The organism is Bifidobacterium callitrichos DSM 23973, assembly GCF_000741175.1.
Classification (GTDB): domain Bacteria; phylum Actinomycetota; class Actinomycetes; order Actinomycetales; family Bifidobacteriaceae; genus Bifidobacterium; species Bifidobacterium callitrichos.
The window spans coordinates 135,708-161,518 of the sequence record NZ_JGYS01000008.1 but is presented as its reverse complement, the minus strand read 5'-3'; the positions used below and the strand labels follow the sequence as shown (position 1 = coordinate 161,518).

The following is a 25,811-nucleotide window of genomic DNA, read 5'->3' as shown; positions in this document are numbered from 1 at the left end:
CGGCGCCGATCAGCGCGGCGGTGGCGAGGATCTCGTCGATCTGGTCGCGCGCGGCGTCGATCGATCCGGCCTCGCGGATGGCCTTGACCATGTGCACGGCGAGTACGCCCTGCGAGTGGCCGAGCACGGCGGTCGGGTTGGCGCGGGTGACGTCGTAGCCCAGGTGGTTCAGGTCGATGAGCGCGCCGAGCTGGGTCAGGGCGATGCCCTCGACCGAGGCGGTGGCGTCGGCCGCGGCGCCGAGTCGGGCCGGGTTCGGGGTGAAGCCGAACAGGTCGACAGGGCGTCCGGTGGTGGCCAGCAGTTCGGCGTTGACGGGGGTGAGCTTGGCATAGGCGGCGTCCACGTGGGCGTGGAGCGCGTCGGCCAGCTCGGGGTCGGCGGTCTGGTCGGCGAGCGCGACCGGCCACGGCGTGGACTGGCCGGCGAAGGCGAGCGCGTGCGGTTCGCCTTCGGCCAGGCGGTTGAGGAAGAAGGTGGTCATGTGTGTTCCTATCTGTGTGTTTTTCTTACGTGCTGTTATGCGATGAGTCTGTTATGCGATGAGTCTGTTATGCGATGAGTCGATGAGTCAGAGCGGCTGGTTGCCGTGGTGCTTGGTCGTGTGCCGCACGCGCCGCTTGGTGGCGAGCGTCGCGAGCGATTCGACGATCGCCTCGCGCGTCTGCTCGGGGTCGATCATCGCGTCGATCTGCCCGAGTTCGAGCGAGAGGTTCGCGTTGACGGTGGTCTCCTCGTAGTCGGCGATGTACTGCGCACGCAACGCCTCCACGTCCTTGCCGGCGGCCTTGGCCTTGGCGAGGTCGTGACGGTGGATGATGTTGACCGCGCCGGCCGCACCAAGGACGGCGATCTGCGAGGACGGCCACGCGAAGTTCATGTCGGCGCCGATCGCCTTGGATCCCATCACGATGTACGCGCCGCCGAACGCCTTGCGCAGCACGACGGTGACGAGCGGCACCTGCGCGTTGGCGTAGGCGTAGATCACCTTGGCGCCGCGGCGGATGATGCCGGCGTGCTCCTGTTCGGCACCGGGCTTGTATCCGGGGGTGTCCACGAGGGTGATGACCGGCAGGTTGAACGCGTCGCACAGACGCACGAACCGGGCGATCTTCTCGGAGGCGTCGACGTCGAGGATGCCGGCGTTGACGTTCGGCTGGTTGGCGACCACGCCGACCGGATGCCCGTCGATGCAGGCGAAGCCGACAAGCGCGGACGCGGCGAAGCGTTCGTGCACCTGCACGAACTCGCCGTAGTCGACGATGCAGCGGATCACGTCGAGCATGTCGTAGGGCTGACGATCATTGTCCGGCACGATCTCGGCGAGACGCTTGGCGGTGTCGCGTTCGGCGCGTGTGGCGGCGTAGGCGTAGACCGGCGGCCGCTCGTCCGAATTGGACGGCAGGTAGGCGAGCACGGTGCGCGCGTAGTCGATCGCGTCGGACTCGTCCTCGCCGAGGTAGTGCGCGACGCCGGACTTGCGGCTGTGCACGTCGCCGCCGCCCAGATCGGCCATCGAGATGGTCTCGCCGGTCGCGGCCTTGACCACGTCCGGTCCGGTGACGAACATGTTCGAGTTCTCACGCGTCATGATGATGAGGTCCGTCAGGGCCGGGCAGTAGACGGCGCCGCCGGCGCAGGGGCCGAGGATCAGGGAGATCTGGGGGATGAAGCCGCTCGCCTCGCACGTCTTGCGGAAGATGCGCCCGTACTGGGTGAGCGCTGCGACGCCCTCCTGGATGCGCGCGCCGCCGGAGTCGACGATCGCGACGACCGGCACCTTGAGGCTGATCGCCATGTCCATCAGATGGCAGATCTTCTCGCCCTCCGCGGTGCCGAGCGTGCCGCCGCGCACGGAGAAGTCCTGCGCGTAGACGGCGACCTTGCGCCCGTAGATGAGTCCGAAGCCGCAGATCACGGCCGATCCGGCGTTGCCCGCGTTGATGTTGCCGCCCTGGAAGCGGCCGATCTCCTCGAAGCTGCCGGTGTCGAACAGCAGGTCGAGGCGCTCGCGCGCGGTCTTCTTGTGCTTGGCGTGCTGCTTGTCGCGGGCGCGGCTTTCAGCGTCGCGGGCGAGCTGCGCCGCTCGGATCACGGCGGCGCGCAGCGGCTGGCCGCTCTGTTCCACGGGTTGTTTCACGGCGTCACGCACGGCGGGGCTGTTCACGATGTCGGTCATTTCGCGGCCTCCTCACCCTTGGCCGAGCCGGACGCCCCAACCACGTCCAGCGTGACCAACGTGTCGCCGGCCTCCACGCCATCGGCGGGGCCGACGAAAATCTTCGTGACCGTGCCGGCGGCCGGCGCGTACACGTAGTTCTCCATCTTCATGGATTCGAGCACGACGAGCAGATCGCCCTTCGCGACCTGCTGGCCTTCGGCGACGTTGATGCGCGTGACGACCGCCTGCATCGGGGAGGCGATGATGCCGGACTTGGCGCCGTCGTCGACCGCGCCGCGGGCGGGGCCGGCGCTGTGCGAGCCGGAGCCACGCAACGGCTGCGTCGGGCGCTTCGCTCCGCGCGCACGCACGCCGCCGGTCAGGTTCTCGACGATGTCGATCGGCACGGTGAGCTTGACCCGCTTGTCGTTCATCTCGATGACGAACGTCTCGGTGGTCTCCTTCTTCTCGCCATTCGCATCCGCTCCCGCCGTCGCTCCGGCGAGGGATGCGGGCTGGCCCGCGTGCACCGTGTCCGGCTCGCGGTTGAGATACGTGCGTTCCAGCCACTTCGTGCTCACGTCGAAGGCGTGGCCGTGTTCGGCGGTGAACGCGTCGTCGCGGAAGATCTTCTTGAACAGCGGGATCGGCGTGGGCACGCCCTCGATCGTCATCTCGTCGAGCACGCGGCGCACGCGCGCGACCGCGTCGAGGCGGTTCTGCGCGGTGACGACGACCTTGCCCATCATCGAATCGAACTTCGGGGAGACAGTGTCGCCCTCGACCACGCCGGTGTCGATGCGCACGCCCGGGCCGGACGGCCAGACGATGCGCTCCAGCGTGCCGGCCGACGGGGTCAGGTTCGTGGCCGGATCCTCGGAGGTGATGCGCAGCTCGAAGCTGTGGCCGCGAGGCTCGGGAGCGGGGGTCAGTTCGCCGCCGGAGGCGATGACGAGCTGCTCGCGCACGAGATCGAGGCCGGAGACCTCCTCGGAGACGGTGTGCTCGACCTGAAGCCGCGGATTGACCTCGAGGAAGTAGACCTTGCCGTACGGCGTCACCATGAACTCGCAGGTGCCGAGCCCGGTGTAGCCGACCGTCTCGAACAGGCGGCGCGAGTACTCCTTGAGGGTCTCGACGACCTTCTCGGACAGGAACGGTGCGGGCGCCTCCTCGACGAGCTTCTGATTGCGGCGCTGCAGCGAGCAGTCACGCGTCGAATAGACGGTGAAGTTGCCGTGGGAGTCGCGTCCGGACTGGGTTTCGACGTGACGCGCCTTGTCGATGAACTTCTCGATGAAGTACTCGTCGAGGTCGCCGCCCTCGAGCGCGTCGTGATTGGTGTAGAAGCGGCGCAGCTCCTCGTCGTCGCGCACGACGGTGATGCCGTGTCCGCCGCCGCCGTCCGTGCGCTTCATCATGATCGGATAGCCGTGCGTGTGCGCGAAGTCGAGCAGCGTGCGGATGTCCTTGACCGATTCGGACAGGCCCGGCACCGGCGGCACCTTGGCGCGCAGGGCGACCCTGCGGGCGGTGATCTTGTCGCCGAGATCGACGAGCGCGGTGTGATGCGGACCGACCCAGATCGCGCCGGCCGCCTCGACCTTCTGCGCGAAGCTCGGCACTTCGGAGAGGAACCCGTAGCCCGGGTGCACCGCGTCGGCACCGGAACGGTGGATGATGTCGATCAGCAGATCCTCGTTGAGATACGTGTCCTGATAGGTGTCGCCGGGCAGGAGGTACGCCTCGTCCGCGAGACTGACGTATTGCGATCCGCGGTCCTGTTCGGCGTACACGGCCACCGTGGCGATGCCCATCTCGCGCGCGGTCCTCACCACGCGCAGGGCGATCTCACCACGATTGGCGATCAGCAGTTTCTTGACAATATGCCCCATAGCGTCAGATTCTTCTCCTGATTACTGACGCTTTCAATCGAAATGTCTACAAAACGACCGTGGAACTTTTGTCACGTTCCACAAACGTCACCGTAGCTTAACGGGATTATCGTCGGGGTCAATCACTCAACAGAAGGGGAACATCATGTCCAATACGCCTGAAACCACCGCCCGGACCGCCGAGGCGACCGAATCCAAGACCGTCTCCACCGCGCGCCGTGTGGCCGCCGTTTCGTGGAAGCCGGTGCTGTTCGCCGTGCTCATGTGGGTCTCCGCCGCGGCCGGCCAGATCCCGGTTCCGGGGACCCCGGTGCCGATCACGCTGCAGACCTTCGTCGTCATGCTCGCGGGCCTCATGCTCACGTGGCGCCAGGCCGGCGCGGCCGTCGCCGCCTACCTCGCCGCGGGCGCGGCGGGCCTGCCGGTGTTCGCCGGCGGCGCCTCGACGATGGCGCTGGTCGGCCCGAGCGCCGGCTTCCTGCTCGGCTTCCTGCCGGGCGTCGTCGTGATTGCGCTGCTCAAGGGCTCCAAGGACTCCAAGGACTCCAAGGGCAAGCCCGCCACGATCCTGACCGCACTGCGCTACTTCGCCGCGGCGTTCGTCGGCGGCGTCGTGGTCGTCTACACGTTCGGCATCCTCATCCAGTCGACGCTGACCGGCCTGCCGGTCGCCGCCGTGACCGCCGCCTCGATGGCCTTCATCATCGGCGACATCGTCAAGGCGTTCGTCGCCTCCCTCGCCGCCGCCGGCCTCGCGCGCCTGCGCTGAATCGGCCGGCAGGCCCCTGTCCTTCCGGCTCCCCTTGTCAGGGGAGCCGGCCCGCAAAGCGGGACTGAGGGGTAGTCCAGACCGCGGGATGGCTACTGCAGCAACCCCACCTCGCTCGCCAACAGCGCTCGCGTCACGCCATCGGGCGTCTCGACGTTGATCGACGCGTCGTCGTTCAACGCGACGACCACGCCGCGCACGGCCGACCCGTCGATCAGCTGCGCTTCGATCTCGCGTCCCATCATCCAGCAGACGTGACGCATCTCCGAACGCAGCCGCCCGGCCTCGACCATCGGCGAGTCCGCGAACGTCTCCAGACGCCTGCGCAGCGACTCGACGAACCGGGAGAGCACGCCGTCGCGCAGCTCCTCGATGCCGGGCAGGGGCCCCACGTTCATCTGCAGCGACGTGGCCTGCGGCGTGGGCAGGTGGTCGGCGGGCACCAGCAGATTCGCGCCGAAGCTGAACGCCACCACGCGCCACGCTCCGGACGCGGGGCCACCGGACGGCGACGGCATCACCTCGGTGACGGTGCCGCCGATCTTGAGCCCGTGGCAGTAGATGTCGTTCGGCCATTTCAGTTTGAACCCGCAGTCCTCGTCGTACGGGCGGGCGCCGCACGCGTCGATCTCGCCTTCGAGCGCGTCCAGCGCGGCGAGCTCGCCGATCATCGCCAGCCAGCCGTTGAACAGCTCGTCGTCGGCGACCCGTGTCGGCACCGGCACGACCGCCGTCGCAGTGAGCGATTTGCCCGGCACCGTGATCCACGGCCGGCCGAACCGCACCAGCGCGTTGCTCAGGTAGTCGGCGGCGATCACTGTGATCGGCAGGTGGCCCGAGGCCAGTTCCCCGGACTCGCCCACGTTCACGACGATCTCGCCACGCTCGACCATGCGTCGCGCCTCCGCATGAGTCGAATCCATGTCGGCCACCGAGACAACCATGTCCGCGACCGATCTCGTTCTTTCCAGTCGCGGCGCTGCGACCTTCAGCAATGACATCATGGTCTTCACCATACGCCCACATGTCCGACGAGTCAAAACCACTGGACGTAATCGGCCAGAAAACAACCCGTCAGCAGGGGAAGAGCGCGGTCATGGACCAGTTACCAGCGTCCTCCTCAATGGTGAGCGAGCCGCCGCGCCGCTCCGCGAAGTCCCGGTAGTAGGCGAGCCCTCGGCCGGTGGAAGCCCCCTCGGCCGGACGATCACGGTCGGCGCCGTGCGCGCCAGCCCGCTTCGGCGTATCCGCCAGTGACACGACGATGCCTTCCGCGCGCCCCGAAACGCCCAACGCATAGCCCCGTTCGGGATCGGCGTGCTTGGCGATGTTCGCGAAACACTCCTTGAGGAAGGACGCCGCCATCGTCAGATCCGCGCGCCCCAGACCGGTCGGCACACTCTGCGGCATCACCACGGTGCCATTGCATCCGATCCGCTCGAGCCGCGCGGATTCGGCCGTCACCAAGGCGCGCAACGCACCCCACGACGTTTCGTCACAGACGGACCCGCCGGACGCGCCAGACGGATCGGCCGGATCACCGACGCCGGGGCCCGCCGCATCCGCGCCCTCATTTCCCGAGAGCACATGCACCGCCCGCCGCGTACTGTCCAGTGCGTCACGCACGTCCTGAACCATCTCCTGATCGCGATCAGGCCGACCGCCATCACGACCGTCCCGATCATCGCGTTCGTCGCGCTGAAACCGGAGCAGCACGTAGCTCAACCGGTTCGCCACGTCGTCGTGCAGCTGATGAACGACCTGGTCGCGGCGCAACCGCTGATCGCGCTCCCACTGGTCACGCTCACGGCGACGGAGCGCGGACGCCGCCACGATCACCGCCATCACGGCGTTGAGGCACACCATGATGAAGGCACACAACACCACCATCAGGTAGTCGGGATGCACCACGTCCGCGATTGACCCAGTGACCAGCGGCGTCAGCACGCACAGATCAAACGCGATCTGTCCCGCCAGCACGTTCCCGTGCGCGGTCACGGCGATGGCGAGCAGCACGTTGAGCATCAGCGTCCACGACGACGTGAACAGCGACGCGGGAACGCAGCACATGACGAGCCATATCCCGCACACGACATGCGCCGCACGGTATGGCGTGCGGCCGATGAACGGCGTCGCGACCACAAGGCACGCCGTGCCCGCGAGGGAACAGACACCCATGAGCGCGTATCGGGGATCGTCGAGCGAAAACCACCCGTTCATGAGGAGGTTGCCCGTATCGACCAGATTGGCGACCGCGATCAGCACGGCCACCACCGTCAGCAACGGATGCGGACGGCCATCGGCCAGCCCACCCTCCGCCGCGGTTCTCGGCCGGAACAGCCTCATTAGCCCCGTCAACGATGTCATGAACGTCATATGCGATGCTGTACCTGACATATCCGTATTACCTCCTGTCGCGTGGCGACTCCCAGTTTCCTCATGGCGTGGTGCATGTGCACGTGGACGGTGGATTCGCTGATGCCGAGTGCCCGCGCGATCTCCCCGGTCGTCAGATGCCTGCCGTACAGTCTCGCGACCGCCAGCTCGCGTTCGCTGAGACGGCCGAGACGATCAGGACCCGCGGCCGGTTGACTGTGGCCGTCGGACGACTCCGGTCGACTCCAGCCCTGTGCCGCCTTGACTATCGCGGAACCGAGTACGCGCGGAATATCCTCTTTAGCGACGAGCGCCTGCCCGCCGGCCCGAGCCAGACTGTCGGCGAACGACTCCGGGTCGAGGGCTGTGATGCCGACGACACCGATCGTCGATCCGCCCCGGCGCAGGGCGGCGCACACCTCCGGCCCGGTCATGTCGGTGAGCGACATGTCGCTCACCAGCACGTCCGGCGGCTTCGGCGTGTGCAGACACCGGTGGATCGCCGCGGCCCCGGTGGAGACCGCCCAGATCATATGGAATCTCGGGTCGAGTCGTTCGATGGCCACGCGAAGGTACGCCAGGGCGTATGGATCGTTATCCACCAGCCCGATGGCGACGGCATGCGCGGACCTCACGGGTCCCGAGGACCCGTCGCGGGGAGATCCCGATGATTCCGATGCACGGCTGTTGTTGTTCATGAGGCCCATGCTAGGGAGCCGGCCGATGATCCCCTAATCGAAGTAAACGATCCCTTTACCGCGTCTTGGCGGGCGGGATCGGCCGGTTCACAATGGTGGTGACAGCACGGAATCGCGGCCACTCGCGAACGAGACGGGAGACGGCATCATGAACGCACGACACATGGCCAAGATCGCGGGATTCATCGTCCTGCTCATCGGCGGTCTCGCCGCCACGCCGATGCTCGACGGAATCCAGTACCTGCATTGGGAGATGCCCGTCTTCGCCGCGCACAGCAGCCGCTCCGAAGCGGGAACGACTGTAGAGCGGGCGATCGGACCGGGGTACGAGGTCACCGGACTGCGCACCGAGCACGACCGATACATGGACATCTCGCCGATATGGCGGACCGATACGGACTGCACCAAGCGCCCGGAGCCCATTCTCCGGGCGACGAGGAAGGCCGTATTCCACCGCCACAGCGCCGAGGTGACGGGTTACGACGACGGCATCGAAGGCGTCTGGGTAGCCAACTGCATGCCGCAGGAGGACGGCACGGTGGTCGTCTACGCCATAGCGGCCGAACGCAATGAATACGGATTGTCCCCGGACACCGTCAGCGCCGAATGTGTCACCCTGTCACCGCAGGATGACGGATATGTGGTCACCGACTACGCCGACGCCACCGACCCCGGACGGAACTTCCATTTCTCGCCGGAGAACGGCGGCTACCCGTTCCCCCAGTACATCTACGAGATGTGGACGGGGATGTCGAACCAATTCAACGACGCGGAAGGACGCCCGCGGGATCCGATGTTCTGATTCATCGATCCCTCACCGATCCGCCGGCACCCGAGCCGGCCTATGACCGGACGCGTCCGCGAAGGTGCGGCGCAGCCAGTCCTCCGCCAGGCGCGGCCAGCATTGCACGCACGGGACGACGTTGGCGAATTTGCCGTCGCCCGCGGTCTCCTCGTCGCCCAATGACAACCCGTGGCTGCCCTCGGGGAAGAGGTGCGCCTCGACGCTCACGCCGGCGGCATGACAGGCTTGGACGAGCATGAGCGTGTTCTCCACCGGCACGGTGGTGTCGGTCATCGTGTGCCAGACGAACACCGGCGGCGTCTTCACGTCGATGTGCCGCTCGATCGACAGGCGCTCCAGCATCGCCGCGTCATCCGCCGCGTCGTCCAATAGGCAGCGGAAACTGCCGTGATGAGCCAGCGGCCCGGAGGTGATGACCGGATAGGCCAGCATCAGCGCGTCCGGACGGACCTCGTCCGGGTCCAGACCGTGCGCGCGAAGGTCGTCGTCGCCGGCCGCGGTGGCGAGGTTCGCCGCCAGATGGCCGCCGGCCGAGAAGCCCAGCACCGCCACGCGCCGTGGGTCCACATGCCAGTCGTCGGCATGATCGCGAATGAGGCGCATCGCCTCACCCGCCTCGACCAACGCCACCGGATACCGGCTCGGACGAACCGAATACCGCAGGATGAACACATTGAATCCGCGGCCGAGGAACCTGAGCGCCACCGGCTCGGCCTCACGGTCCGAGGTCATTGCGTACCCGCCGCCGGGCAGGATCAGGATGGACGTGCGGCGCCGCACCGGATCCATCTCCCGACTGTTGTCCGCCACGTATCCGACGAACCGTGCCTCACTGCCGTCGATGCCCTCGATCGTCCGCTCGATGTACTGCATATATGCCTCCTCACTCTCCATCGTAACCACCACTGGCCGGATCGTCCCAACGCGCGCCCGCCGAAATGCGGACCCCGCGCGTATACTGTTCGCGGCCTTTTCGCGGACACCCGCCGTTTCCGTTCCGGACAGCTCCGGGCAACCCCGGACGGCGACCGCATATGAGGAAGCAGCACACGACAACGACCATCATCGATCGAGAGAGAGCATGATCAAGACCGACACCGACATGAGGAAACGACCCGAACCCGCACCCCCGTCCAACGACGACGCGACGACCGCCCAAACCATGGTCGGCGGCAGCGAGGCCACCGACCGCAACAGCAATAGCAAGCACGCACTGCACACCAACCTCAGGCGCGGCATGGAATCGCGACACCTGCAGATGATCTCGCTCGGCGGCGTGATCGGCACCGGCCTGTTCCTGAGCTCCGGCTACACGATCCAGCAGGCGGGCCCGATCGGCACGATCCTCGCGTACGGCATCGGAGCCGTCATTGTGTACCTGGTGATGCTCACGCTCGGCGAGCTGTCCGTGGCGATGCCGGTGACCGGCTCGTTCCACGTCTACGCCGAGAAGTTCATCGGACCGGGCACCGGATTCGTCATCGCGATCCAGTACTGGCTCACTTGGACGGTGGCCTTGGGATCGGAGTTCACGGCCGCGGGTCTGCTCATGCAGCGATGGTTCCCGCACACGCCCACCTGGATATGGTCGGCGGCGTGCATCGTATTGATCTTCGTCGCCAACGCCCTTTCGGTGCGATTCTTCGCCGAGGCGGAGTTCCTGTTCGCCTCGATCAAGGTGTTCGCGATCTGCGCGTTCATCCTCATCGGCCTATTGGCGATCTTCGGCGCGGTGCCGATCTCCGGCTACGATCACGCTCCTCTGTTCGGCAACCTCGTCAAGGACGGCATCTTCCCCAACGGCTTCATGCCGGTGTTCGCAACGATCCTCACCGTCAACTTCGCGTTCTCCGGCACCGAGCTGATCGGCGTGACCGCCGGCGAGACGCGCGATCCGGAGACCGCCGTGCCGAAGGCGATCCACACGACATTGTGGCGCCTCGTTCTGTTCTTCATCGGATCGATCACCGTGATGTGCGCGCTGATCCCATGGCGCGAGGCCGGCGTGGGCGAAAGCCCGTTCGTGCTCGTGTTCAATTCGATCGGCATCCCGTACGCGGCCGACATCATGAATTTCGTGGTGCTGACGGCAGTGCTGTCCGCGTCGAACTCGGGCCTGTACGCCTCCACGCGCATGGTGTGGTCGATGGGCAACGAGGGCATGATCCCCCGCTGGTTCGCCAAGACGAACCGCCACGGTGTGCCGATGCTGGCCCTGTGCGCGGCGATGGCCGGCGGACTCCTTGCCCTGCTGAGTTCGGTGATCGCGGCCTCGACCGTGTACCTGGTGCTGGTGGCGTTCTCCGGCCTGTCCGCGGTGGTGGTGTGGATCGCGATCGCCTACTGCCAGATCGTGTTCCGCAAGCGATGGATCGCCTCGGGACACACGGTCAAGGAGCTCAAGTACGCGACGCCGGGCTACCCGTACACCTCGTGGGGCGCGTTCATCCTGTGCACCGCCTCGTTCCTCCTGGTCTTCTTCGACAAGGAACAGCGGTTCGCTCTCGGCGCCGAGATCGTCTTCATCATCGTGTGCTACGCCGCCTACTTCGTCCAGCAGTGGTGGCGCAAGCGTCATCCGGCCCCCGAGCTCGACCTGCACTGACACGCACTGATATGCGAAGAGCCTCTGCCGGATTCCGGTGGAGGCTCTTCATGTTCAGGTGGGCGATGTAGGAATCGAACCTACGACCCCTTCGGTGTGAACGAAGTGCGCTAGCCGCTGCGCCAATCGCCCGAATCTTCGATTATTGGCTTACGAAAAACAAAACCGGCAGTCACCTGCCGGCCGTTTTCGAGTGGGCGATACAAGATTCGAACTTGTGACCCCTTCCGTGTCAGGGAAGTGCGCTACCACTGCGCCAACCGCCCGGGTCATTCATCCAGCCGAAACCGGCTTTCCGAGAGCGGACAACGGGACTCGAACCCGCGGTCTCAACCTTGGCAAGGTTGCGCTTTACCAACTAAGCTATGTCCGCAGTGCAACGCTCGAAGCGAAGCAACAGGGGGATAATATACACGACATTCCGCCGTCGCGCATCCTCGGCGTGTCGCGCCGATGTACAACCCATTTCCCAACCGCACGATTCCCCGATATCCGCCGAATATCACACGAAATCCTCAGGTTTATCCAGCGGATACACCACCCCTCCCCGACTACTATTGAGGCGAAGCCCGAAAGGAGGCGCGTCCATGACCAACGTGTTCGATTACGTCATGACGGAACGGCGGCCTCTCACCGACCCTGACGCGCCGTTCAACGAGATCGACGCCCTCGTCTTCTCCTCGCTCTCCTACGAGGACGTGACCGCCTTCTCCCCCACGATTTCACTCGACGAGGATCGCGAGGTCTCCTTCCCGGCCCGACTGCGCGCCTTCGAGCCGGATCACCCGTGGGCGTGGCTCAAGGGGCTGGTGCGCGAGCCGTTCGATTCGGTGACGCTCGCCGATGCGAAGGCGTCGCTGCATGACGGCGAAGGCACGGAGGCCGGGGATCTCGACACGCAGACGGTCGGACTGGTCGATCCGAACAAGACGCACGACTTCTTCGACGCCGTGGCCGATTCCCCGCGATTCGCCGAGGCCCGTCTCGGCGCGGTGGTCGAGCATGTAAATCCCGGCGAGCAGACGCAGTTCGCCGCGATGACGTTCATGCTCCCCGACGGCCGAGGCTGGAACGGCAAGCCGCGCGTCAAGGACCCGACGCGCGGCGGCACGCTGGTCCTCGCCTTCCGAGGCACCGATGATTCGCTCATCGGCTGGAAGGAGGACTTCAACATGGCCTTCCAGTACCCGGTGCCGGCGCAGCGGGCGGCGAGCGCGTACCTCGACATGGTGGCCCGTCTGTGGCGCGGCCCGATCGTGTTGACCGGCCATTCGAAGGGCGGCAATCTGGCCGTGTATGCGGCGATGAACGCGACCGAGGCCGTGCAGAAGCGCATCCGTCACGTCTATTCGCTTGACGGCCCGGGATTCCCGCCGAACGTGGTCACGTCCCGTCAGTACATCGACATCCAGCCGAAGGTGACGAAGATCGTGCCGAGTTCGTCGATCGTCGGACAGATCTTCGAGACGCCGGAGCCGTGCCGCGTGGTGACGTCCGATTCGGACGGCATCATGCAGCATTTCACGTTCTCCTGGCAGGTGGAGGGCGATCATTTCGTTTCCGAACCCGATCTGGCACCGAGTTCGCAGTTGTTCAACGAGTCGCTGAACAACTGGATGCAGGGGCTGACGGTCGAGCAGCGCGAGCGGGCGGTGGACGCCCTGTTCGCGGTGCTGCACGCGAACGGCGCGACGACGTTCTCCGAGGTGATCGCCGGATTCCCCGGCTCAATTCCGGCGATGATCGGGTCGATGCTGGGCCTGTCCGCGCAGGATCGCAAGCACCTTCTGGAGGCGGTGGCGATTCTGGTCAAGGCCACGATCGCCCGCAACAGCAAGCGGTAGTCCCACCTCTTCCGCCATGTCGCATTATTGGTTATACTGTCTAGACAAATCGTCTCAACAGGTCGCCCAATAATGAAGTAGAAGAGGTCGTCATCATGCCACGTCCACGCAGGGATTCGAACGTTCCGCCCGCCAAGCAGCGCATGGAGGACGCCTTCTGGGAGCTGCTCGCGGATCGCGAGTACCGGCGCATCACCGTCACCGACGTCGTGCGCAAGGCACAGGTGAACCGCAACTCGTTCTACTACCACTTCTCCGGGCTGCCCGAACTGGCCGACGCGGCGATCCTCGCGGAGATCAAGACTTCCCCGCTGATGCAGGAGGTGCCGCCCAGCCCCGAGGAGCAGGAGCACCTCAAGGAGCAGTGGCGCAAGCACGTCACCCAGCTCATCAGCACGCCGCGCGAGCGCGAACGCCTCAATCGCCTCGCCATGCTCGCCGGCCCCCACAGCTCCCCCGAACTGGTCGAATCACTGCGCGACTTCGAACGTCTGTCACTGATGGAGATGCTCGAGCTCGACCCGGAGCGCATCGATCTCAAAACCGATCTGATGCTCGACTTCACCGTCGGTGGCCTGCTCACGGTGCTTCGCCGCTGGCCCGAACTGCGACAGTCGGCCTCGATCAAGGACCTGCTCAACGAGGACGTCGCCGTGCTCGCCCTTGGCATCTACCTGTCGATGTCCAAGGAGAACATGCTCGACTACTGGAATCGCATCTTCAACAAGCGGCAGTAAGCTTTCTCACAGAGCCGAATCACACGATCATCATGGCGTTTCGCGCGGCCGCACGGGATGATGGGAAGTATGACGAACAACGATTCGAACATCGATCCCAAGGCCAAGGCACCCGCGGTATCTGCGACTTCCGCTCCCTACACCGCGCAGCTGGCAGACAAGGCGGCCGGCATCGTCCGCGGCAACGAACACCACACCCGCATCGAACACGACTGCATCGGTGAACTGCCGGTGCCCGACGACGTGTACTGGGGCATCCACACGCAGCGCGCGATCAGCAACTTCCCCGTCTCCGGCATCGCCGACTCGTCGCACCCGGAGCTGATCCGCGCGTTCGCGACGGTCAAGCGCGCCTGCGCGAGCGCCAACGAGGAGCTGGGCATCCTCGACAAGGACAAGGCGCGATTCATCCGCGAGGCGTGCCTCGAGATCGAATCCGGCAAACTCGCCGACCAGTTCCCGGTGGACGTCATGCAGGGCGGCGCCGGCACCTCGTCGAACATGAACATGAACGAGGTGATCGCCAACCGCGCGCTCGAACTCGCCGGTCACAGGCGCGGCGACTACGCGTACATCCACCCGAACGACGACGTCAACGAGTCGCAGTCGACCAACGACACGTACCCGGCGGCCTGCAAACTCGCCCTGATCGACGCGATCCACCCGCTCGCCGAGTCGACGAAGCGACTCGCGCAGGCGTTCCACGACCTCGCCGACAAGCACATCAACGACGTGACGATCGGCCGCACGCAGCTGCAGGACGCCGTGCCGATGACCTTCGGTCAGGAGTTTCACGCGTTCGCCACGCTCCTCAAGTCCGATCTGGCCGGTTTTGAGCGACTCGTACCGCAGCTCGCGCAGCTGAACCTCGGCGCCACCGCCATCGGCACCGGCATCTGCGCGGATCTGCGATTCCGCAAGTCCGCCACCGAGCATCTGGCGCGCATCACCGGCCTGCCGATTACGGCCGCGCCCGATCCGGTGGCCGCGATGACCGACATGGGAGCGTACGTGGCGACCTCCGCCGCCCTCAAGAACCTCGCCGTGCACTTGAAGAAGGCGGCCGACGATCTGCGACTGCTCAACTCCGGTCCGCGCGCCGGCTTCAACGATCTCGACGTACCGGCCCGTCAGGCGGGTTCCAGCATCATGCCGGCCAAGGTCAACCCGGTGATTCCGGAGTGCGTCAACCAGTGCTGCTTCATGGTGTTCGGCATGGACGTGACCGTCAACTGGGCCGTCGCCGAAGGCCAGCTGCAGTTGAACGCCTTCGACCCGGTGATGGTGCATGAGATCCTCTCCGGTATGGCGCTGCTCACCAACGCGATGGACACGTTCCGCGTCAACTGCGTCGAGGGCATCGTCGTGCACACCGAGATCGGACGCGCGCACGCGGAGACGTCACCGTCGATCGCGGCCGCGCTCAACCACTACATCGGCTACGAGAAGGGTTCGGCGATCGCGGCCGAAGCGGTGCGCACCGGCCGCACGGTGCGCGAGATCGCCGGCGAGCAGACCGATCTGCCCGCCGATCAGCTCGACGAGATCCTCGATCCGATCCGCCTCGCCCGCGGTCTCGGCCAGACCTGCCGCGAGCATCAGGAAGCGTAATCGTCTGGATTATCCTGTGACCGCATGGGACGGGATTTCCTGTTCGTGACACGCTCAAGGCCGCTCGGCCAAGCCTACGGTCCCGAACAGGAAATCCCGTCCCATGCTCCGTTTTCTATATAACTCGCCGTGTTCTTCACAGCATTTCTTCGGGTGATGCGCGGCTGTCGCCGGTTTGCCCGGTTATGGTGGGCGTATGACTGATTTCAATGAGATGGTGGTGGCCTGGTTCCACGCGAACGCGAGCAAGCTGATCTGGCTGCTGATCGTGTTGATCGTCGCCGCGATCGCGGATCGCGTGCTGCGTCGACTGGTGCGCAAGGTGCTCGATAATTCGCAGGTACCGATCCCGAGCGCGTCGATCTTCATCAACCTGATGCGCGTGGTGCTGTGGTGCCTCGCGGCGGGTATGGTGCTCAAGCCGGTGTTCGGCATCGACCCGACGACACTGGTCACCGCACTCGGCGTCGGCGGCGTCGCGATCTCCTTCGGTTTGAAGGACACGATCGCGAACGTGATCGGCGGATTCGGTCTGATGGTCGGACGCGTGATCCAGCCGGGCGATCCGGTCACCATTCAAAGCGTGACCGGCACGGTCGTGGACATCACATGGCGCCACACGGTGATCGAGACCCGTTCGGGTGATCGCATGGTGATCCCCAACTCGGTGCTCAACACGGCGTCGCTGACCAAGCTCACGGCCGCGTCCGAAGGATCTGTCTCCGTGCCGTTCACAGTCAAGGGCGGCAGCGATCCGGAGGCCGTGAGCCGCGACATGCTCAAGCGCGTGACCGAGGCCACCGCGGACATGACCCAGCCGGACAATCCCCCGCTGGTCAAGTTCACCGGGTTCTCCCCCTACGGCACCGAAGGCCAGATCCTCCTGTTCGCTCGAGAAGGCGTGTTCCTCTCGACCGTCAAGGACCGTGCCGCACGCGCCCTCGCCTCCGCCGACTACCTCGTCACCGACGGCGGCATCTCCGAGTGATACGTGCGCTGAATCCAGAATCCACATGCAATGCCGGGACATCATCCCGGCATTTTTCACTGCCGCAACATATCGAAATACGATACACTTAGTATCAAGTTACGATATTCTTCCCTAGGAGGAACCGCCATGAAATCCGTAACTGTCCGCAAGATTCTCGTTGGCGTCCTGCAGTTAGCCGCCGCTCTCATCACGCTGCTCGCCGTCGCCGTGATCCATGAGACGGTCGCCGAAGGATTCCGCAACTGGCCGGAGATCGCGTTCATCCAGCCGTTCATCACCGCCTCGATCATCATCGGAACTGTCCTGCTCCTCGTCGTCGAGGTCGAGACCGTCGCCATCTGCTGCGCATCCGTCACCCGCATGAGCGATAAGGCTCTGGCAACGCGCCTGCGCATCACCCGAGCCACCCTGCTCGCCCTGACCGCCTACATGCTGGTCGCGTTCGTCATCTTCTGGGCCACGACCGGACTCATGCACTTCACGATCCTCACCTCCACCATCCTCCTGAGTGCCCTCGGCCTGGCCGCATCCGGCCTCTTCACCGCCCGACTCCACAACTTGCGTCCGATCCCGTAGGATCCGACGTTATGGGGACTTGCGGAGGCCTCAAAACGTCCGATCCCGCAGGATCCACCACAGGATCCGCCGCGAGAGCTCTCATTTCTCGCTCCATTACGTTCGATCCCACAGGATCCGATACGGCGACCGGGGCGGATCGGGGATGGATGCGTGATGAGTTTGCCACTCGGCGTATGTCAATCGATTGATGTTCGTTGGGCGGCAGAAAACCGTGCCGCTCAACGCGATTTCGGTGTTTTTTCACGTTGAGCGGCAGACAGATCGGCGGCAGAGACAGTTCTTGAAATACTGGCTGTTGCAGAATCGCTGGAAAATAGCCATTTTGACAACATGTCAAAAAGGCGATGGGGTGGCAATGACGCATCGTCGTGCCGCTCAACGCCAAAAATACTGAAAAATGCGTTGAGCGGCACAGCCGGAGGCACAGCCGGGCAGCATGGTTAAAGCGGCGCGGCCGAGCAGCGCATCGGACGCAACATCCCCAACAAAACGGAGCGGGGGGGGACGGCGATCACCGCTGGAACCGGAATCAACCGGAACCAGCGGAATGATCAGACGAGATCAGACGGAAAGAAGGCCCGTCAGCAGGCCAGCGCCGCCACCGGGCGAGGCGCGACGACGACCTCGTCTCCGGTCGCGAGCCCGGCCGGCAGTTCGTTCGCCGGCAGCTGCACGGTGACCTTGAGCTGCTCGCCCTTGTTCCAGTGCTGGTATTCGCCGGTGGAGATCTCGCAGTCCACGCGCGCGACGGCGCCGAGGAAGTGGATCACCTCGACGCGGGCGTGCTCGCCCACCTTGGAGGTGGCTTCACCTGCGCGCACGAGCGTCAGATTCTCCGGACGCACGAGCACCGTGACCAGATCTCCCTTGCGGGAGTTCGGCAGCAGCGGGACGCGCTGGCCGAAGACGACCGCCTCCTCGCCGTTGGAGACGCCGGGCAGACGGTTGGTCAGGCCGATGAACGTCGCCACGTATTCAGTAGCCGGACGCTGGTAGAGGTCCTGCGGAGCGGCGATCTGCTCGATGCGGCCGTGGTTCATGACGCCGATGCGGTCGGCGACGGCAAGCGCCTCCTCCTGATCGTGGGTGACGAACACGGTGGTGGTACCGGTGTTGAGCTGGATGCGGCGGATCTCGTCGCGCAGCTGGACACGCACCTTCGCGTCGAGGGCGGAGAGCGGCTCGTCGAGCAGGAGCACGCGCGGCTTGATCGCAAGAGCGCGGGCCAGGGCCACGCGCTGCTGCTGACCACCGGACATCTGCTGCGTGTACTTGGTGGCCTGATCGGCGAGGCCGACGAGTTCGAGCTGCTCCATCGCGATCTTGCGGCGCTGGTCCTTGCCGACGCCACGCACTTCGAGGCCGAATTCGACGTTTTCGACAGCGGTCATGTGCGGGAAGAGCGAGTAGGCCTGAAACACCATGGCCATTTCACGCTTGTTGACCGGCACGCCGGTGACGTCCTGACCGCCGACGAGGATGCGGCCGCCCTGAATGTCCTCGAGACCGGCGAGGGAGCGCAGTGCGGTGGACTTGCCGCAGCCGGAGCCACCGAGCAGCACGACCATCTCGCCGGGCTTGATGTCGAGGTTGAAGTCGTCGAGCGCGCGGGTGGTGGCACCCGGGTAGATCTTGACGACGTCCTGCATCTGGATGCCGCCACCGCGGGTGGTGGAGTCCTTGAGCAGGGCCTTGGCGGCCTTGGTCACGTCCTTGCCGCGCACGCCTTCGAGCGTGGCGGTCGGATCGTTCTTGAAGGCGTCCTCGGCCTGATCGGCCGAGGCTGCGCTGACGTTCTGTTCTGCGAGTGACATGGGAGTTACTTGCCTTCCTTGGTTTTGGCCACACGCTCGGAAATCAGGTCGAGGGCGACCAACAGCACCACGCCGAACAGCAGAGCAAGCAGCGACATGGCGGTGGAGATCTGGGAGTTGGACTGGCCGAGCTGGTAGAGCGCGACCTGCAGGTTCATACGGCCGAGCAGCGAGGCCACGGTGTATTCGCCGAGCACGACGGCGATGGAGATGAAGCTGGCGGACAGGATCGACTGCCACAGGTTCGGGATGATCACGCGGAAGAACACCTTGGGCCAGGAGGCACCGAGCGAGCGGGACGCCTCGACGAGGGTCTTCACGTCAATCGAGTTGAGCCCGACGGCGATCGCGCGGAAGGCGAACGGCATGACGAGCACGACGTACGCGAAGCACAGCCAGATCGGGTTGGTGTCAAACACCTGGGAGCTCAGCCAGCGGTAGATCGGGCCAAGGCCGACGACGAGCACGATGGCGGGGATGGTCAGCGGCAGGGTCGCGACCCATTCGATCGCGCGTTCGAGCGCCTTGGAGCGGATGTGCACGATCACCATGGTCGGCACCATGAGCAGCAGCATGAGCACGACGGTTACGAGGCACAGGCCGAGCGAGGCGCCAAGGCCCTGCCACAGCACGGTCAGGTCGGCGCCGAGCGATTCGCCGTTGCCGGTGAAGATCGCGATCCACGGTGCCGCGGACCAGCGTCCGGACAGCGGGTGACGCAGCGTGAACACGAGCATGGAGATCAGCGGCACGAACAGGAACGCAAGCGTGATGAACAGGATCACGAACTTGATCACGCTCTGCTTGCGGATGCGTGCGGCGCGCAGCTGCGGCGGCTTGGGTCCGGTCGGCTCAAGCGTTTCGTTTGATTTCACTGCCAACGTCCGGCCCTCTTTTCCACGGCGTGGCTCAACAGCATGACGATGGCCACGACGATGATCATCGCGAATGCCAGCACCTGGGCGAAGCCCTGCTGGTTGGGGTCCATCTCGTTGCGCATCGCGCCCTGGATCATCAGCGGCACGAGGATCGAGCGCTGGGAGAACAGGGCGGCGGCCGTCGCGTACGCGGAGAACGCGGAGGCGAACAGCAGCAGGAACGCGGAGATGAATCGAGGGGCGAGGATCGGCAGTGCCACGCGCGTCCAGTACTGGAACGTGTTGCCGCCGAGCGACTCGCAGGCCTCACGCCACTGCGGACGGATCGAATCGACCGCGGGCAGGAAGATGATGATCATCAGCGGGATCTGGAAGTAGCAGTACACGGTCACGAGGCCCGGCAGGGAGCTCAGCCAGTTCGGGTTGACGGTCAGGCCGGTCACGGTCTTGATGAGCATCGTGCCGATGCCGTTGATGCCGATGGTCGCGATGAACGCAAACGCGAGCATGACGCCGCCGAACTGGGCGAGCACGGACGAGATCGCGGAGACCATGCGGCGCAGCAGGCCATTCGGCTTGGAGCCGATGACGAGCGCGTAGGAGGCGAGTCCGCCGACCACGGCACCGATCACCGACGAGGCGATGGACACGAGGATCGACGTGACGAACGCGGAAACGGTGTTCGCCTCGAACAGCTTGTTGAAGTTGGCGAGCGTGAAGCCACCGTCACGCGTCTGGAACGCGCCGATGATGACGATCACGGTGGGGGCGAGCAGGAAGCACGCCGTGTACGCGAAGAACGGGATGGCCACCGCGAAGGTGCCCAGTTCCTTGCGATGCCGCGCGATGGCGGACGATGAGGAAGTAGCGGAAGGGCCCGCCGGCTTGGCGGCGGACCCGTTCTGTGCGATTGCTGCAGTCATGGTGATTGCGTCTCGCGTGTGATCAGTGATGATCGGTGATCTGCGATTTGCCGCGGATCAGTTGCCGATCGTCTTGTCCCAGTTGTTCTGGAGCCACTCGGTGATGCGGGTGGCGTCATCGTTGGTGTAGGAGACCGGCTTGCCTTCGATGGTGATGGCGTCCTTCAGGGTGTCCTGATCGACGGTGCCATCTTCCTTCATGGAGGAGAGCAGGACCGGGTTGGCGCCGCCCTTGAACCACAGGTTCTGGGCTTCGGCGGAGTACAGGTACTCCTCCCACAGGCGGGCGGCCGCCGGGTGCGGGGCGTCCACGTTGATGGCCTGGTTGTAGTAGCTGACGACCTGGGCCTTCGGGAAGGTCTTGTACTCCCAGTTGACGCCCTTGGACTTCAGCTCCTTCTTGTAGGAGGCCTGGTTGTAGGTCCAGTCCATGACGACGCCGGTCTGGCCGGAGTCGATGGTGCCGTTGGTCACGTCGACGGTGGTGAGGTTGCCGGCGTCCTTGAGCTTCTTGAAGAAGTCGAGGCCGGGCTGGAGGTTGTTGATGTCGCCGCCGGCCAGCTGGTTGATCATCAGGTAGCCGTTGAAGGCGGCGCCGGCCTCGGCGGGCTTGCCGTTGAGGGCGACGGTGCCGGCGAACTTCGGGTCGAGCAGGTCCTCGAGCTTGTTGATGTCGCCGTACTTGTCCTTGTTCCAGCCGATCGACATGATGCCGGTGTAGTCGGCGTAGTAGGCGCCGTTGGCGTCCTTGTTCTCAGCCGGGATCTTGTCCCAGGCCTGCACCTTGTACGGAGCGAAGGCGTCGGTGGAGGTGGCGGCGATCTGCTGGCCGACGTCGAAGACGTCCGGCGCGGCGTCGGTGCCCTTGTTGGTCTTGGCGGCGTCGAGCTCCTCCTTGGAGGAGGCGTTCGGGTTGAGCTCGGTGACCTTGATCTTCGGGTACTTCTTCTTGAAGGTGGAGATGACCTCACCGTAGTTGGACCAGTCGTGCGGCAGGGCGATGACGTTCAGAGCGCCCTCCTTCTCGGCTGCGGCGACGAGGTCGTCCATGGCGCCGAAGTCGGACAGGGAGGTGGCCTTGGCGGACTTCTGGTCAACGGTGACGGACTTGCCGGCGGACTGCTGGGAGTCGCCGTTGGAGGAGGCGCTGCTCGAGCCGCAGGCGGCCATCGAGAACGCGAGCACGGTGGCGATGGCGCCAGCCGCAAGCTTACGCAGGTTCTTCATTCGATTTTCCTCTTTACTCAACTAACCTCTAGGGAGTCGGGGCTTTCATTCGCGCTGTATTCACGCGGCCCATAATTCCAAGGCAACAAGCTACGGCCGCTATCTGTCGCGACACCGGACTGCCGGTGAACATCGCGCGACCTTGCGCGACACCTCGATGAATTTCAGAAAACTACAAGTGAACTGTGACAGCTACGTCATTTTCGTCACTTTTTCGTGAGGACTCTTCCGGCTGTTATTTTCAGTTCCAGCAGTGGCCGCGGGGGATGGCGATTCTCTGTTCGCGACACACTCAAGGCCGTTCGGCCAAGCCTACGGTCCCGAACAGGGAATCGCCATCCCCCGCTCCGTTACGTTTCAACGTTACGCTTCACGCCCCTCAGCTCCGTTACGTCAAACGTTACGTGACATTCCCGCCGCTTCCGCTCCCCACGCTACGTTTCGCGACGTCCCCACTCAACGGAGCAGTGGGCGGCGATTTTCTGTTCTGGACCGTAGGCTTGGCCGAGCGGCCTTGAGCGTGTCCAGAACAGAAAATCGCCGCCCACTGCGGCCACCCGCTAAAGAGCGAGAAAAGGACAAAGCGAAACGCTAGCGCAGCACCCCTTCGATGAGACGCGTGATCAGCTCGGTGTAGCTCACGCCGGTGGCGTCCCACGCCTTGGGGTACATGGAGATCGGCGTGAATCCGGGCATCGTGTTGATCTCGTTGACCATCACGGAGCCGTCGGGCTGCACGAACGTGTCGACGCGGCTCAGGCCGGCGCCGTCGACCGCGACGAACGCGCGGCGGGCCACGTCGCGCACGTCCTCGAGGACGCTGACGGGCAGGTTGGCCGGCACTTCGACGTGGCTGGCGGTGGCGTCCATGTACTTGGAGTCGAAGTCGTAGAACTGGTCGTCGTCGTTGTGGTCGAGGACGATCTCGCCCGGCCAGCTGGCTTCGGGTTCGTCGCCCGGATGCGCGCACAGTACGGCGCATTCGATCTCGCGGCCGTCGATGCCCTGCTCGATGAGGACCTTCCAGTCGTGCTTGCCGGCTTCGGCGATGGCCGACCCCAGCTTCTCGATCTGTTCCTCACGCGTGCGCGCTTCCTCGACCTTGGTCACGCCGAAGCTGGATCCGGCGCGAGACGGCTTGACGAACAGCGGGTAGGTGAGTCCCGCCTGTTCGACCTGCTCCAGCGCGGCCGCAGGCTTGACGGTACGCGCGTCGACCATGACGCCGGGCGCGGTGGGGATGCCGGCGGCAGCGAGCACGACCTTCGTGTAATGCTTGTCCATGCAGGCGGCGGAGGCGAACACGCCGCAGCCGACGTACGGCACGTTCATCATCTCGAGCAGGCCCTGCACGGTGCCGTCCTCGCCGTACGGCCCGTGCAGCACGGGGAACACGGCGTCGATGTGGCCGAGCGATTCGAGCGTGCCGTCGGCGTTGCGCGCGAAGAAGCCGTCCTGCCCCAGAGCCACGTCGAGCACGACGTCGCGCGCGCCCGCGATCTTTTCGACGACCGGCAGCGTACCGCCGTCGAGGTTCCAGCCGCGCGGGTCCTCGCCGTCGACGATCCACTTGCCGTCCTTGGTGATGCCGATCGGGATCGCCTCGAACCTGTCGGTGTCGAGCGCGCCCAGCACGCCGGCCGTGGAGATGCAGGAGATCGAATGTTCGTCGGCCCTGCCGCCGTACAGCACCACGATGCGCTTCTTGGCCATGTTCCTTGTTGTTCCTTTCGTCGCCTTCCGGCCTCGTGCCGGATCGGCCGGTCGGTGTCGCCCGCCCATTGTCGATTACGGTTGCCCGGTTGCCCGGCCCGTTTCTGTCCGTCGTCGATTATCGTCCGTCATGGGACGACGGTCCAGCGGACGCGGGGTTTCTCCACAGATTACCCGGCGACAGTTTCGCGTCGATGGCGCGCGGGCCTCACTCGGCGGTGACCTCGCGGCCGAACAGCTGGGAGAGCATGTCGGCGCAGGAGATGCCCTCGTCGAGCACGCGGCTCATCGCGTAGGCGAGCGGCGTGGGCACGCCGAGTTCGTCGCCGAGCGCGACGACCGCTCCGGTGGTGGGCACGCCTTCGGCGACGCCGTTGCTCACGCGGGTCGCCTCCTCCTTGCTCAATCCCTTGCCAAGGTTCGAGCCGAACGTGTAGTTGCGGCTCAGAGGCGAACCGCACGTGGCGATGAGATCGCCCACGCCGGCGAGTCCGGCGAAGGTCTTCGGGTCGGCACCGGCCGCCTGACCGAGGGCGGTCAGTTCGGCCAGTCCTCGCGTCTCGATCATCGCGGCCGTGTTCTCGCCGTATCCGGCGCCGCGGGCCATGCCGACGGCGAGCGCGACGACGTTCTTGAGCGAGCCGCACATCTCCAGTCCGATGACGTCGGTGGTGACGAACGCCTTGAAGTAGTCGGTGGTGCAGGCCTGGGCGACCTTCGTCGCGTTGTCGATGTTCTCGCAGCCGACGACGGTGGCGGAGGGCTGGCGAAGCGCGATCTCCTTGCTCAGGTTCGGGCCGGAGATGGCGGCGAAGCGTTCGGCGGGCAGGTCGAGGGATTCTCGCACGACCTCGTCCATGCGCTTGTTCGTGCCGCGTTCGATGCCCTTCATGAGGCTCACGACGATCGCGTCATCGGGGATGAGTCCCTTGAAGTCCTCGAGTGCGACGCGGGCGAACTGCGCGGCGATGGCGACGACGACGATTTCGGCGTCCTTGACGGCTGCGGCCTTGTCACCGGTGGCGTCGATCGCGTCGGGCAGATGTTCGATGAACGGCAGTCGCACTTCGTTGCAGTGACGTTCGTGGATGCCTTCGACGATTTCAGGCTCGCGCGCCCACATCATGACCTCGTTGCCGGCGTCGGCTAGCACCTGGCCGAAAGCTGTACCCCATGCGCCCGCGCCCAATACCGTGATTCTCATACGTGTTCTCCTTACTTCTTACGCGCTATTTCTCCGCTGGCAGCGGTTTGCGGCTCATCGTGCGATAGTCCCAGTATCCGGCTTCGGGGAACCGTTCGCCGCGGATCTCCTCGAGCTGCCTGTTGAGCTGGCGGAAGATGCGCCAGTTGAGCGCGTCCACCGCCTCGGCCGGCGGCTCGTCGCCCCACGAATCCATGTCGGCGAGCAGGTCGGAGTAGTCGAGCTGCGGCCCGTAGTACATGACGACGTTCTTACGCGGCCATGGCCACCAGTGGTTGATCGACGCCGCGCCCCAGGTCGCCGCGCAGAACAGCGGCACCTGAGCCCCAAGCCTGCGGGACGCTTCGAGCGCGATGAACGCGGCGCCTTCCTTGGTGCTCATCACCCATTTCTTCGGGTCACGCGTGACCGTGCCTTCGGGCCAGACGGTCAGCGGGCGGCCGGAGGTGAGGATGTCGATCGACGTCTCCTCGATCTGCTTGGCCTTGCCGGAGTGGCGCTGGACCGGCTGCATGCCGACCAGCTGGAACCATTTGCCAATGACCGGCCATTTGGCCATTTCAGCCTTGGCCATGTAGCGCGGGCGGCGGCCCATGTGGAACAGGCTCGCCATCGGCACGAACACGTCGAACATCGTCACATGCGAGGCTGCGGTGATGAACGGGCCGTCCTCGGGCACGTGCTCGAGCCCCCATGCGCGCGTTTTGCAGCTGGCGCGGAAGACCACGTCGACGCCGGTGAGCAGTCGCTTGGTCGCTTTCGGGTTCTGCGCATTGATCTCGGCGACGTTGGCCTTGCGGTCGCGCCCGGTCGGGAAGTCGTGCATCGGATCGACGAGATGATGCCGCTCGGCGAGCTCGGCGACCCTCGCATTGCTTAAGGGTGTGACCGCGGAGCGCGGCGACGGTTTTCCTTTGGATGCCATGCGCCTTATTCTACAGTCCCTTACAGCGACTTGTTCTCATTAACGAAAGTGTGAGG

The 25,811-nt window shown here is 65.1% G+C and carries 23 protein-coding genes and 3 tRNA genes; 8 read left to right on the top strand and 18 right to left on the bottom strand.

Annotated elements, in window-relative coordinates:
• The 3 genes from BCAL_RS06560 to BCAL_RS06550 form a co-directional block, all read right to left on the bottom strand.
• A partial coding sequence (locus tag BCAL_RS06560; RefSeq protein ID WP_043260050.1) for a hypothetical protein occupies positions 1-484 on the bottom strand: 484 nt, incomplete at its 3' end.
• An 87-nt stretch (positions 485-571) separates the two neighbouring features.
• On the bottom strand, positions 572-2,179 hold the full coding sequence (locus BCAL_RS06555; protein WP_043164666.1) for an acyl-CoA carboxylase subunit beta: 1,608 nt from the start codon (positions 2,177-2,179) through the stop codon (positions 572-574).
• Positions 2,176-4,056: an ATP-binding protein gene (locus BCAL_RS06550; RefSeq protein WP_043164670.1), complete on the bottom strand. Its 1,881-nt coding sequence runs from the start codon at positions 4,054-4,056 to the stop codon at positions 2,176-2,178. Before BCAL_RS06550 ends, BCAL_RS06555 begins: the two co-directional genes overlap by 4 nt.
• A 145-nt stretch (positions 4,057-4,201) precedes the next feature.
• Here BCAL_RS06550 and BCAL_RS06545 point away from each other — a divergent pair, with 145 nt between their 5' ends.
• A complete protein-coding gene (locus tag BCAL_RS06545; RefSeq protein ID WP_043164671.1) occupies positions 4,202-4,825 on the top strand; it encodes a biotin transporter BioY in 624 nt (207 codons plus the stop codon).
• Between the two features lie 92 nt (positions 4,826-4,917).
• Here the strand turns inward: BCAL_RS06545 and BCAL_RS06540 are convergent, their stop codons facing one another.
• The 3 genes from BCAL_RS06540 to BCAL_RS06530 form a co-directional block, all read right to left on the bottom strand.
• The gene (locus tag BCAL_RS06540; protein ID WP_043164737.1) at positions 4,918-5,829 is read right to left on the bottom strand and encodes a biotin--[acetyl-CoA-carboxylase] ligase; all 912 of its coding nucleotides are present in this window, start codon (positions 5,827-5,829) and stop codon (positions 4,918-4,920) included.
• Positions 5,830-5,899: 70 nt separating this feature from the next.
• Positions 5,900-7,201, bottom strand: a complete 1,302-nt coding sequence (locus BCAL_RS06535) for a sensor histidine kinase (protein WP_140444572.1) — start codon at positions 7,199-7,201, stop codon at positions 5,900-5,902.
• On the bottom strand, positions 7,198-7,803 hold the full coding sequence (locus BCAL_RS06530; protein WP_160268281.1) for a response regulator transcription factor: 606 nt from the start codon (positions 7,801-7,803) through the stop codon (positions 7,198-7,200). Before BCAL_RS06530 ends, BCAL_RS06535 begins: the two co-directional genes overlap by 4 nt.
• A gap of 244 nt (positions 7,804-8,047) precedes the next feature.
• Here BCAL_RS06530 and BCAL_RS06525 point away from each other — a divergent pair, with 244 nt between their 5' ends.
• Positions 8,048-8,701: a hypothetical protein gene (locus BCAL_RS06525; protein ID WP_043260049.1), complete on the top strand. Its 654-nt coding sequence runs from the start codon at positions 8,048-8,050 to the stop codon at positions 8,699-8,701.
• 12 nt (positions 8,702-8,713) lie between these two features.
• On the opposite strand, the gene BCAL_RS06520 is transcribed toward BCAL_RS06525, so the two are convergent.
• Complete coding sequence (locus tag BCAL_RS06520; RefSeq protein ID WP_052119020.1) at positions 8,714-9,577, bottom strand: alpha/beta hydrolase; 864 nt, start codon at positions 9,575-9,577, stop codon at positions 8,714-8,716.
• Positions 9,578-9,785: 208 nt separating this feature from the next.
• Between BCAL_RS06520 and BCAL_RS06515 the strand changes: the two genes are divergently transcribed.
• Positions 9,786-11,309, top strand: coding sequence for an amino acid permease (locus BCAL_RS06515; RefSeq protein ID WP_052119021.1), 1,524 nt, complete (start codon positions 9,786-9,788; stop codon positions 11,307-11,309).
• A gap of 59 nt (positions 11,310-11,368) precedes the next feature.
• On the opposite strand, the gene BCAL_RS06510 is transcribed toward BCAL_RS06515, so the two are convergent.
• From BCAL_RS06510 to BCAL_RS06500, 3 genes are all read right to left on the bottom strand, one after another.
• A tRNA-Val gene (locus tag BCAL_RS06510) sits at positions 11,369-11,441 on the bottom strand.
• 62 nt (positions 11,442-11,503) lie between these two features.
• Positions 11,504-11,575, bottom strand: a tRNA-Val gene (locus BCAL_RS06505).
• Between the two features lie 34 nt (positions 11,576-11,609).
• Positions 11,610-11,682 (bottom strand) — tRNA-Gly (locus BCAL_RS06500).
• 214 nt (positions 11,683-11,896) lie between these two features.
• On the opposite strand from BCAL_RS06500, the gene BCAL_RS06495 reads away from it, so the two are divergent.
• The 5 genes from BCAL_RS06495 (at position 11,897) to BCAL_RS06475 (ending at position 17,068) form a co-directional block, all read left to right on the top strand.
• Entirely contained in the window at positions 11,897-13,153 is a 1,257-nt protein-coding gene (locus BCAL_RS06495) for a DUF2974 domain-containing protein (RefSeq protein WP_043164678.1), read from the top strand.
• 95 nt (positions 13,154-13,248) lie between these two features.
• Positions 13,249-13,890 carry a TetR/AcrR family transcriptional regulator gene (locus BCAL_RS06490; protein ID WP_043164680.1) on the top strand — a complete coding sequence of 214 codons (642 nt, stop codon included), beginning with the start codon at positions 13,249-13,251 and terminating at the stop codon, positions 13,888-13,890.
• Between the two features lie 69 nt (positions 13,891-13,959).
• Complete coding sequence (locus tag BCAL_RS06485; protein WP_081887311.1) at positions 13,960-15,501, top strand: aspartate ammonia-lyase; 1,542 nt, start codon at positions 13,960-13,962, stop codon at positions 15,499-15,501.
• A gap of 196 nt (positions 15,502-15,697) precedes the next feature.
• Positions 15,698-16,489: a mechanosensitive ion channel family protein gene (locus tag BCAL_RS06480; RefSeq protein WP_043164682.1), complete on the top strand. Its 792-nt coding sequence runs from the start codon at positions 15,698-15,700 to the stop codon at positions 16,487-16,489.
• Between the two features lie 129 nt (positions 16,490-16,618).
• Entirely contained in the window at positions 16,619-17,068 is a 450-nt protein-coding gene (locus BCAL_RS06475) for a hypothetical protein (RefSeq protein ID WP_043164683.1), read from the top strand.
• Between the two features lie 221 nt (positions 17,069-17,289).
• On the opposite strand, the gene BCAL_RS13395 is transcribed toward BCAL_RS06475, so the two are convergent.
• The 8 genes from BCAL_RS13395 to BCAL_RS06440 all read right to left on the bottom strand — a co-directional run bounded on the left by BCAL_RS13395 (position 17,290) and on the right by BCAL_RS06440 (position 25,755).
• Positions 17,290-17,484, bottom strand: a complete 195-nt coding sequence (locus BCAL_RS13395) for a hypothetical protein (RefSeq protein ID WP_152600309.1) — start codon at positions 17,482-17,484, stop codon at positions 17,290-17,292.
• A 168-nt stretch (positions 17,485-17,652) separates the two neighbouring features.
• On the bottom strand, positions 17,653-18,885 hold the full coding sequence (locus BCAL_RS06470; RefSeq protein WP_043164684.1) for an ABC transporter ATP-binding protein: 1,233 nt from the start codon (positions 18,883-18,885) through the stop codon (positions 17,653-17,655).
• 5 nt (positions 18,886-18,890) lie between these two features.
• Positions 18,891-19,766 carry an ABC transporter permease subunit gene (locus BCAL_RS06465; RefSeq protein WP_043164685.1) on the bottom strand — a complete coding sequence of 292 codons (876 nt, stop codon included), beginning with the start codon at positions 19,764-19,766 and terminating at the stop codon, positions 18,891-18,893.
• The gene (locus BCAL_RS06460) at positions 19,757-20,686 is read right to left on the bottom strand and encodes an ABC transporter permease (protein WP_043164686.1); all 930 of its coding nucleotides are present in this window, start codon (positions 20,684-20,686) and stop codon (positions 19,757-19,759) included. The genes BCAL_RS06465 and BCAL_RS06460 overlap by 10 nt, the downstream gene beginning before the upstream one ends.
• Positions 20,687-20,743: 57 nt before the next feature.
• A complete protein-coding gene (locus BCAL_RS06455) occupies positions 20,744-21,913 on the bottom strand; it encodes an ABC transporter substrate-binding protein (protein WP_043164687.1) in 1,170 nt (389 codons plus the stop codon).
• 591 nt (positions 21,914-22,504) lie between these two features.
• The gene (locus BCAL_RS06450) at positions 22,505-23,626 is read right to left on the bottom strand and encodes a D-alanine--D-alanine ligase family protein (RefSeq protein WP_043164688.1); all 1,122 of its coding nucleotides are present in this window, start codon (positions 23,624-23,626) and stop codon (positions 22,505-22,507) included.
• Positions 23,627-23,834: 208 nt separating this feature from the next.
• The gene (locus tag BCAL_RS06445) at positions 23,835-24,830 is read right to left on the bottom strand and encodes an NAD(P)H-dependent glycerol-3-phosphate dehydrogenase (protein WP_043164689.1); all 996 of its coding nucleotides are present in this window, start codon (positions 24,828-24,830) and stop codon (positions 23,835-23,837) included.
• A 25-nt stretch (positions 24,831-24,855) separates the two neighbouring features.
• Positions 24,856-25,755, bottom strand: coding sequence for a lysophospholipid acyltransferase family protein (locus tag BCAL_RS06440; protein ID WP_043164691.1), 900 nt, complete (start codon positions 25,753-25,755; stop codon positions 24,856-24,858).
• Positions 25,756-25,811: the final 56 nt, after the last annotated feature.

Excerpts from the sequence above, each read along its gene's own strand:
- BCAL_RS06495 (WP_043164678.1), top strand. The coding sequence starts at position 11,897 with ATGACCAACGTGTTCGATTACGTCATGACGGAACGGCGGCCTCTCACC.
- BCAL_RS06475 (WP_043164683.1), top strand. The coding sequence starts at position 16,619 with ATGAAATCCGTAACTGTCCGCAAGATTCTCGTTGGCGTCCTGCAGTTA.
- BCAL_RS06555 (WP_043164666.1), bottom strand. The coding sequence starts at position 2,179 with ATGACCGACATCGTGAACAGCCCCGCCGTGCGTGACGCCGTGAAACAA.
- BCAL_RS06550 (WP_043164670.1), bottom strand. The coding sequence starts at position 4,056 with ATGGGGCATATTGTCAAGAAACTGCTGATCGCCAATCGTGGTGAGATC.
- BCAL_RS06450 (WP_043164688.1), bottom strand. The coding sequence starts at position 23,626 with ATGGCCAAGAAGCGCATCGTGGTGCTGTACGGCGGCAGGGCCGACGAA.
- BCAL_RS06455 (WP_043164687.1), bottom strand. The coding sequence starts at position 21,913 with ATGAAGAACCTGCGTAAGCTTGCGGCTGGCGCCATCGCCACCGTGCTC.
- BCAL_RS06540 (WP_043164737.1), bottom strand. The coding sequence starts at position 5,829 with ATGATGTCATTGCTGAAGGTCGCAGCGCCGCGACTGGAAAGAACGAGA.
- BCAL_RS06545 (WP_043164671.1), top strand. The coding sequence starts at position 4,202 with ATGTCCAATACGCCTGAAACCACCGCCCGGACCGCCGAGGCGACCGAA.
- BCAL_RS06490 (WP_043164680.1), top strand. The coding sequence starts at position 13,249 with ATGCCACGTCCACGCAGGGATTCGAACGTTCCGCCCGCCAAGCAGCGC.
- BCAL_RS06485 (WP_081887311.1), top strand. The coding sequence starts at position 13,960 with ATGACGAACAACGATTCGAACATCGATCCCAAGGCCAAGGCACCCGCG.
- BCAL_RS06445 (WP_043164689.1), bottom strand. The coding sequence starts at position 24,830 with ATGAGAATCACGGTATTGGGCGCGGGCGCATGGGGTACAGCTTTCGGC.
- BCAL_RS06460 (WP_043164686.1), bottom strand. The coding sequence starts at position 20,686 with ATGACTGCAGCAATCGCACAGAACGGGTCCGCCGCCAAGCCGGCGGGC.
- BCAL_RS06470 (WP_043164684.1), bottom strand. The coding sequence starts at position 18,885 with ATGTCACTCGCAGAACAGAACGTCAGCGCAGCCTCGGCCGATCAGGCC.
- BCAL_RS06520 (WP_052119020.1), bottom strand. The coding sequence starts at position 9,577 with ATGCAGTACATCGAGCGGACGATCGAGGGCATCGACGGCAGTGAGGCA.
- BCAL_RS06525 (WP_043260049.1), top strand. The coding sequence starts at position 8,048 with ATGAACGCACGACACATGGCCAAGATCGCGGGATTCATCGTCCTGCTC.
- BCAL_RS06535 (WP_140444572.1), bottom strand. The coding sequence starts at position 7,201 with ATGACGTTCATGACATCGTTGACGGGGCTAATGAGGCTGTTCCGGCCG.
- BCAL_RS06480 (WP_043164682.1), top strand. The coding sequence starts at position 15,698 with ATGACTGATTTCAATGAGATGGTGGTGGCCTGGTTCCACGCGAACGCG.
- BCAL_RS06515 (WP_052119021.1), top strand. The coding sequence starts at position 9,786 with ATGATCAAGACCGACACCGACATGAGGAAACGACCCGAACCCGCACCC.
- BCAL_RS06440 (WP_043164691.1), bottom strand. The coding sequence starts at position 25,755 with ATGGCATCCAAAGGAAAACCGTCGCCGCGCTCCGCGGTCACACCCTTA.